This is a genomic window from Sedimentibacter sp. (genome assembly GCF_033447055.1).
GTDB lineage: Bacteria > Bacillota > Clostridia > Tissierellales > Sedimentibacteraceae > Sedimentibacter.
Genome location: NZ_JAWQJF010000015.1, coordinates 1 through 6,788 on the forward strand (window position 1 = coordinate 1; position 6,788 = coordinate 6,788).

General features: G+C 27.4%; 13 protein-coding genes. 10 read left to right on the forward strand and 3 right to left on the reverse strand.

The window, feature by feature from the left end; all coding sequences use genetic code 11:
• The 3 genes from SA378_RS01100 to SA378_RS01110 all read right to left on the reverse strand — a co-directional run.
• On the reverse strand, positions 1-97 hold a 97-nt coding region (locus SA378_RS01100; RefSeq protein ID WP_412178658.1), incomplete at its 3' end, for an SAM-dependent methyltransferase.
• A gap of 234 nt (positions 98-331) precedes the next feature.
• The gene (locus SA378_RS01105; RefSeq protein ID WP_318524151.1) at positions 332-1,102 is read right to left on the reverse strand and encodes a hypothetical protein; all 771 of its coding nucleotides are present in this window, start codon (positions 1,100-1,102) and stop codon (positions 332-334) included.
• A gap of 50 nt (positions 1,103-1,152) precedes the next feature.
• Positions 1,153-1,503 (reverse strand): helix-turn-helix domain-containing protein, encoded by a 351-nt coding sequence (locus SA378_RS01110; protein WP_318524152.1) that lies wholly within the window; start codon positions 1,501-1,503, stop codon positions 1,153-1,155.
• A 190-nt stretch (positions 1,504-1,693) separates the two neighbouring features.
• Here SA378_RS01110 and SA378_RS01115 point away from each other — a divergent pair, with 190 nt between their 5' ends.
• The 10 genes from SA378_RS01115 (at position 1,694) to SA378_RS01160 (ending at position 6,777) form a co-directional block, all read left to right on the forward strand.
• The gene (locus SA378_RS01115) at positions 1,694-1,939 is read left to right on the forward strand and encodes a hypothetical protein (protein ID WP_318524153.1); all 246 of its coding nucleotides are present in this window, start codon (positions 1,694-1,696) and stop codon (positions 1,937-1,939) included.
• Positions 1,940-1,943: 4 nt separating this feature from the next.
• Complete coding sequence (locus tag SA378_RS01120; RefSeq protein ID WP_318524154.1) at positions 1,944-2,186, forward strand: hypothetical protein; 243 nt, start codon at positions 1,944-1,946, stop codon at positions 2,184-2,186.
• A gap of 30 nt (positions 2,187-2,216) precedes the next feature.
• Positions 2,217-2,423 carry a hypothetical protein gene (locus tag SA378_RS01125; protein WP_318524155.1) on the forward strand — a complete coding sequence of 69 codons (207 nt, stop codon included), beginning with the start codon at positions 2,217-2,219 and terminating at the stop codon, positions 2,421-2,423.
• A gap of 20 nt (positions 2,424-2,443) precedes the next feature.
• A complete protein-coding gene (locus SA378_RS01130) occupies positions 2,444-2,638 on the forward strand; it encodes a hypothetical protein (protein ID WP_318524156.1) in 195 nt (64 codons plus the stop codon).
• Complete coding sequence (locus SA378_RS01135) at positions 2,635-2,877, forward strand: hypothetical protein (protein ID WP_318524157.1); 243 nt, start codon at positions 2,635-2,637, stop codon at positions 2,875-2,877. Before SA378_RS01130 ends, SA378_RS01135 begins: the two co-directional genes overlap by 4 nt.
• Positions 2,878-3,243: 366 nt before the next feature.
• Positions 3,244-3,576: a hypothetical protein gene (locus SA378_RS01140; RefSeq protein WP_318524158.1), complete on the forward strand. Its 333-nt coding sequence runs from the start codon at positions 3,244-3,246 to the stop codon at positions 3,574-3,576.
• Positions 3,577-3,854: 278 nt separating this feature from the next.
• Positions 3,855-4,070 (forward strand): hypothetical protein, encoded by a 216-nt coding sequence (locus SA378_RS01145; RefSeq protein ID WP_318524159.1) that lies wholly within the window; start codon positions 3,855-3,857, stop codon positions 4,068-4,070.
• Positions 4,071-4,209: 139 nt separating this feature from the next.
• On the forward strand, positions 4,210-6,165 hold the full coding sequence (locus tag SA378_RS01150) for a hypothetical protein (RefSeq protein ID WP_318524160.1): 1,956 nt from the start codon (positions 4,210-4,212) through the stop codon (positions 6,163-6,165).
• A gap of 10 nt (positions 6,166-6,175) precedes the next feature.
• On the forward strand, positions 6,176-6,499 hold the full coding sequence (locus SA378_RS01155; RefSeq protein WP_318524161.1) for a hypothetical protein: 324 nt from the start codon (positions 6,176-6,178) through the stop codon (positions 6,497-6,499).
• 23 nt (positions 6,500-6,522) lie between these two features.
• A complete protein-coding gene (locus SA378_RS01160; protein WP_318524162.1) occupies positions 6,523-6,777 on the forward strand; it encodes a hypothetical protein in 255 nt (84 codons plus the stop codon).
• Positions 6,778-6,788: the final 11 nt, after the last annotated feature.

Below are 6,788 nucleotides of genomic sequence, written 5' to 3' on the forward strand. Positions count from 1 at the left end.
CTAAAATTAAATCACTGGCCTTTAAAGTTTCAACTGCTCTTTGTGTCATGTCTTTAAGGTTTCCTATTGGTGTTGGCACTATATATAATTTGCTCATTTTTTCTCCTTATTACGGGGACATTCCTCACTCCCTCAGAGACTATCCCTATTGCAGAGGTGTGTCCCCCCTCCTATCAATTATAGCATGAAAAATAATCATTATAAAGTACATTCATTAAAAATAGGCATAAAAAAATGAGACCTTGCGAGTCTCATTTTATTTTTGGTGCCGTAGAAGGGACTTGAACCCCCACGGTGTTGCCACCAACGGATTTTGAGTTTTAAAGATAAATTATTCAATTATTTTATAGGTAAAATTAATAGTGCCATTTTCTAAAATTGTGTATTGCATGCCAATTTTATTAAAAATACTTAAAAGTTCTGTTCTATACAAATCACTATAATAGTTAATATTTTTATTAGCTGCATTAAAATTATTAATAAGGTTATTATCATAATAATTATTGCTTAGATTTATTGCAGCATTACATTTATCTCTGAATGCAATTAATAAATTACAATCATATAAATGTAAGTTTTTATTTATTTCTTCTGGAATATAATTATTAAATTCTACAATCATATCATTTATGATTTTTAATTGTTCATTAATTTTGATATTATCTAAATTATATAAATTATTATTATTTAGTGTTGAAGATAAAATTATACTTATTGCTTCAACACGTTTTTTATAATTTAAATGATATTGTGCAATTTTGTATTGTTTTACTTCATCATTTGTATAATATGTATTACCATAAAAATTTTTAATTTGTTTATCATCATCATTTTTTTGTTCTATAAATGCTATTGCTAGTTTTGATGTGATAAAATCTAAATTTTTATAAATTCCTGCAGTTATAAGTGTAATAATAAAAAAATATATAATTCTTCTTTTGGTTTTTTCTTTTTTATAATATTTATTAAGTATTTCTTGTTCATAAGCTGTGTTATTGTAAAAATCATTATGTTCATCAATTATTTCTTTATAATCTTTTACTTTTTCCAGTTGTTTCATTTGTTTTCTAAATTCAATTTGACGTTTGTTTAGATTTGGCATAACATTTCCCTTTCATAAAAAGTTTAAATATATAATATTACCTATTCTTTTTATGCTAAGTTCTTGGTGTCCGTTAAATTCTTTTCTTGTTCATTCAATCTTTCATCAATAAAATTTTCTACTTTTCCCTTATTTTTATCATTAAGTAAATTATATTTACTCAACAAATTTAATTCATCTTCAGTTAAATTTGTTAGTTCTTCTTTTCCTGTTAAAAGATATTCCATACTTAAATTACATATTTTTGCTAATTCATATAAAATATTAGCTTCTGGAATTCTTCCTTTGGTATAGTTTAAAATTGCATTTTTAGATAGTTGTAATGTTTCTGTTGCTTTAACTTGTGTATATCCAGCATCTTTCAAGCATCTTTTTAAACGTGTACCGAAATCTTCATTCATAAGGTAGCTCCTTTTTTGTTTAATAAACCACACATTTATTTGGTATTAATTGTTGACATCCACACGCTTGTGTGGTAAAATGAATTATGACTACAAATCAAGTAATAAAAAGCAGATTTTGCATCAATTATATCACAAAATATGTAAATAAAAAAGCAAAAAATATCAAATTAAAAGGGAGAGAAAACCAATGAAAAGAAGTTTAACATTCAACGTATTTTTAGGAAATGAAATAGTTTTTGAATATCATGATATATCAAAATCAGTAAAATCATCACGTACAAATCATTTGCAATTATTAAATTTTAAAGGTGAAACAATTGGTTTTATATCAATTGATATTCTAAAAAATAATTTAAGAGTTTTTAATAATTTTACAAGTGATGAAACAAACACAATTTATATTGATTACAAGATTCAATTAAAGGAAATTTAGAAAAATGAAAAAACCGCGTGATATACAAAAAACCATAAGAATTAATAAAATTCTATATGATGAAATAGACAATCATCCTGGCACTACTTGGAATGATAAAATCAATAATTTTCTAAAATATTACTTAAGTCAGGACAAGGAATATAAGAAATATTTAGCAGATTTAGAGCAGCAAATTAAAGAAAAACAACTGCTCCTGGAAGATTTCAAAACAAAGATTCAAAAATTTGAAGATTTGTTTAAATAAAAAAAAATAATTAAAAGGGAGGAAAAACCAATGAAAAATAACAGATTAACAAATTTTGAAATTATTAATTTACAAGATTATGTTGATAGAATTAATGAATTAGCAAGTTTAGAATTTGCAAGTTTTATTAATTCAATTGAAAAAAATAATGAAATTAAAGAAATAGTAAAACCCTATATGATGTGGTTTGAAAATGAAGCTAATAAAATTCAAAAAATAATTGATTCTAATAAATAATTAAAAGGGAGAAAAAACCAATGAGCGAAGAAAAGAAAACAGAGTTGACAATAAGTATTTGGACAGAAATTATTTTAAAAGCATTTTATTTTCAAACAGTAGAAAATTTTAAAAATCTGTGCAATCAAATGTTTGAAATATTAGGCGAAGATGAAGCTAACCAGGTGATTCAGAACTGTTATCAGCTGGCCCGGAAAGAACGTGAATTCGTATGAAATATTGTCCATATATTGATGACGAATGCATTAACGAAGATTTAAAGTGTTCAGAATGTCCATATGCTAATTTTGAAAATTCATTAGAACACCCTGATGAAGATTCAGAAATAGAAGATGATTATTTTGAAGAATACGATCCATTTGATGAAATAGGAGACATAGCAATATTCATCAATTTCATGGATGAAAACAACAATGATTATTTACCGCTTGAAGAAAGCGAACTTCCATTTTAAACATGTTTTTACACCGGGCAGACTACCCCCTGCCCACCTCCTTAATATTATTAGCTGCTAATTATAGGAATCGCGACGGTTTTAATGTTATCCGGTAAAACATTATAGCAGCTTAATATAAAATATGGTTTGGTGGTTTTCCATAATATAAAAAATCATATAAGCAAGCAGCTATAAATTCCAGGTTTGGGGATGCGCCTAACACAAAATCCCTTTAGCTGCTTAGTTTATTATAAATTGATTGATAGCTGTTTAATACCTATGCTTGTTGGGGAGCGAAATCCCAACTAATCAGCTTCAAATAAAAATTGGTTTGGCGGCTTTCCAATAAAAACCGTACATTAATCCTAAAAGGGAGAAAAAACCATGAATATCACAATATTACACACAAACAAATTTGACTTTGAAGATCCTAAAACCGGAAAACAAATATCCGGAATAAAGCTTCAATACATATTCAACGACGATTTAGAACCAGTAAATGTAGATGCCAGGGAAAAAGGCTATCAGGTAGCAGATGCAGTTTTGACACTTGATCAAGAATATTCAATAAGCAAAGTGCCAGGCGTATATGAATCAAAATTTTTAACACGCGTAAATGCCAAAGGGCAGCCAATACAAAAATTAATCGGCGTAAACTACATAACAACAGTGCCGGAGCTGTTCACAAAAACCCCGGACCAAAAAAAAGCAGTATAACCAAAAGCCGGGCCAATCCCCCGGCTAAACTAGATTTTAGAACAGCAAAAACCCCACTATCCTTAATACAAAGCTCGCTCCAGGCAGAAAACATAAATTAAACCTAAAGCGTAAATCACGGAGTAAGTGCCAGTAAATTAGGTTAAACCGCGAACTCCGGATTGCAGTGGAAAGCGCAGCTTGGAACGAAAAGCCGGCCGCGCACCGAAGCGCGGATGTTCCCAAAAGGGTTTTAATATTTTAAGGTTTAAAGGTTTTAAAAAAAGGGAGAAAAAACCATGGAAAAAGCAAAAAAAGTAAATCCATTAAAATATTCAATAAATTATATGCTCAATTTAAAATGTCAAAATTGCCAAGACAAAACATTTTGTAAATTACAAGAATATTATAAAAAATTAGAAAATCCAACAATACAAGACTTAGAAAATCTGACAAAATGTCTTTATTATAAAAAGCAAGAAATTTCAATTAAATACAGAAACAAAGTCTCATAAAGAAAAAGGAGATGAAAAACATGGTATATCAATTCTATATATTTTTATATCAAGCACTATTTTTCATAATAGCAACAATAGCAATATCAACAATGATTTACTATATCAGAACAAATAAAGACTACTATTGAGGTAAAATATGAAAAATAAAATAAAAAAAATAATCAGTTTAACATTTGCAATATTATTTATATTAATATCACCAATAGGTTCATTAATTCAAGGAAAAAGCGCATATGTCCACGCAGTAGAAACAACAGCTATTGCACAAATGTCAAAATATTTAATACCAATAGTAGGTTATTATGCTTATCAAATACAAGATAGTAAAGGTTTATCAGATGCAACAAAAACAGCTGTAGAAAATATAGCTTCTAATATTGAAGAATTAAATGATTGTGCAGATACAATATATAAAGGTTTATCCGTATATGCTAAGGCAAGAATATATAAATATTATACAGATTTATCAAATTATGATATTAACGAAATGTTAAACACAACATTTTCAGATTCAGAATTCAGTAAATATGAAACTGAAATGATAACATTACAAAATAAAATAACAAATAGTGAAGCATTAACAGCAGCAGATTTACAAGGTTTAGGAATATATCAAATGTTAGCAAATTATTTAGGACAAAAAACATTAAATCCATTTAAAAATGATATTGGTAGTTTAGCAATAAATACTATTAATAATATTCAATATGTTGAATTTTATGATGACTCTTTAAGTGCGAGGTCTACTTTACATAACTATGATAATTCTGATTTTATTAAATTATTAGGTGGTTCATATTTGTATAAATGTTTAAGTGGTTCTTTAAGTCAAGGAACTAGAACTAATTTTAAACCAATTATTGAATCAAAAATTGAATTAAATTCAAGTTACTATTTACAGATAGTAACTAAAGGTTCTTATACTTATAGAGTTTTAAATACATTTAATTATGTTTTGTTAAATGATGAAAATATTTATGATGGTTATTATTTTTTAATAAAAAATAGTGTTACAAATTCAACTATTTATTCAAAAGTTTTTACTGGTGGTCAATCAACATTAGAGTTTTTAGATTTTATTAAAGATTATTTGACTATTGATATTACTAAAACAGATTATTATATAAATTCATTAAACTATAAGGTTTCTGATTTATTTAATTTGAATCAATTAGGTATTGTTACTTATACACCAACAAGTGCATTTGCAGGAAATTATAATATATTGGATTTAATTTCTACAACAATAGATCCAGGGGCAACATGGGAAGATACTCCAACATCAGCAGCAGAAAGAGTAATAGCAGCTGAAGGAAGTACAACTTCTGATACAAATATTGAAGTAGAAGAAGATGAAGAAGGAACACCAACTATAATAGTAACACCAAGCACAGGAATTTCTGATACATCAAATCCGGCTGATGAAGGTGTTGGTGTTGATAATCCTGAAGGAGTATTTGAACCGGACGGAACAGGTTGGATATTCAGAATTCCTATATTAGGTACAATATTAAAAGTATTAATGGATTTATTTAATCTTATAAAAAATTGGTTTACAGCTAATCCAACAGCTGGCAGTGTAGCAGATGAAGGAATAGACTGGGGAAATTTCAAAGGGTTCTTTGATATATTCTATATATTTTACTATTTGATAATAATAGTAATTTTAATACTTCTAAAGTTCCTTATAGCAGTATTCAGTATGTTATCAATACCGGCTAATAGTGCATTGTTTGAATCATATCCAACAATGTTATCCGGACTTAATTACATAAAAAATATAAAAGTTGGTGGTTTTAATATAACACTACAACAAATATTTGAATATATGTTTACAGTATTTTTCTTCTTGTTTATTGTTACTGTTTTACAAAAGCTTTATCATAGTTTTTCTGGAATAGAAAGACAACAATTAAGAACAGATAGAGATATAAAACATGATAGTTCTTATGTTAATTCTCTAAATAATTACGGTAATGATAGAAGTACCATGCAAGGTTTAGATAATTATGTAGCAAGACACAATGATAATGATTCAGTTTTCAGAAATGAAGAATATGAAAATATAAACTTTAGAGATTTAACAAAGTGAGGTGGAAATTATGACATATAACTTATTAGATATATTTACATTATTTTTTAATTCTATTGGTGAAATAATTTCTAACTTTACAACAACTAAAACGACCTTAGACGGTGTTGTAACCAATCTAACAACATTTGATATGATTACAATTATAAGTCCATATGTAGGTACAATACGTTATGTAGTAGGAGATACAATCTACAACATGACAATTAGATTAGTACAAGTATCATTATTTATAGGACTTATTAAAGCAGCATATCAGTTAGTACATATGCTGACAAATTCATCATTGATAAAGAAACCGACAGCTTTAATAAAAAGCTTTCTCGGTCTTTAAATAAAATTATAAAAGGAGAATTTATGAAAGCATTAATTTGTAACCTTAAATCAAAAATCGACAGTAAGAAAATAGCTGTCAGCACAGCAGTTATAACAACAGCTGCTACTGTTCCAGCATTTGCTGAAACAACGTCATTAACATTTAACTTTGATCCTGCTGAAATGTTCACTTGGACAAACACAATGCTAAGTGCTTTGATGCCAGTTCTTTACATTACACTTGGTATCAGTTTAGCATTCATTATCATAAATGCATTGAAATACGCATTTAGATAGTCCTAAGTTAA

What these genes read in the sequence shown, in the direction of transcription:
- SA378_RS01105 (WP_318524151.1), bottom strand. Translation starts at nt 1,102, where the DNA reads ATGCCAAATCTAAACAAACGTCAAATTGAATTTAGAAAACAAATGAAA.
- SA378_RS01110 (WP_318524152.1), bottom strand. Translation starts at nt 1,503, where the DNA reads ATGAATGAAGATTTCGGTACACGTTTAAAAAGATGCTTGAAAGATGCT.
- SA378_RS01115 (WP_318524153.1), top strand. Translation starts at nt 1,694, where the DNA reads ATGAAAAGAAGTTTAACATTCAACGTATTTTTAGGAAATGAAATAGTT.
- SA378_RS01120 (WP_318524154.1), top strand. Translation starts at nt 1,944, where the DNA reads ATGAAAAAACCGCGTGATATACAAAAAACCATAAGAATTAATAAAATT.
- SA378_RS01125 (WP_318524155.1), top strand. Translation starts at nt 2,217, where the DNA reads ATGAAAAATAACAGATTAACAAATTTTGAAATTATTAATTTACAAGAT.
- SA378_RS01130 (WP_318524156.1), top strand. Translation starts at nt 2,444, where the DNA reads ATGAGCGAAGAAAAGAAAACAGAGTTGACAATAAGTATTTGGACAGAA.
- SA378_RS01135 (WP_318524157.1), top strand. Translation starts at nt 2,635, where the DNA reads ATGAAATATTGTCCATATATTGATGACGAATGCATTAACGAAGATTTA.
- SA378_RS01140 (WP_318524158.1), top strand. Translation starts at nt 3,244, where the DNA reads ATGAATATCACAATATTACACACAAACAAATTTGACTTTGAAGATCCT.
- SA378_RS01145 (WP_318524159.1), top strand. Translation starts at nt 3,855, where the DNA reads ATGGAAAAAGCAAAAAAAGTAAATCCATTAAAATATTCAATAAATTAT.
- SA378_RS01150 (WP_318524160.1), top strand. Translation starts at nt 4,210, where the DNA reads ATGAAAAATAAAATAAAAAAAATAATCAGTTTAACATTTGCAATATTA.
- SA378_RS01155 (WP_318524161.1), top strand. Translation starts at nt 6,176, where the DNA reads ATGACATATAACTTATTAGATATATTTACATTATTTTTTAATTCTATT.
- SA378_RS01160 (WP_318524162.1), top strand. Translation starts at nt 6,523, where the DNA reads ATGAAAGCATTAATTTGTAACCTTAAATCAAAAATCGACAGTAAGAAA.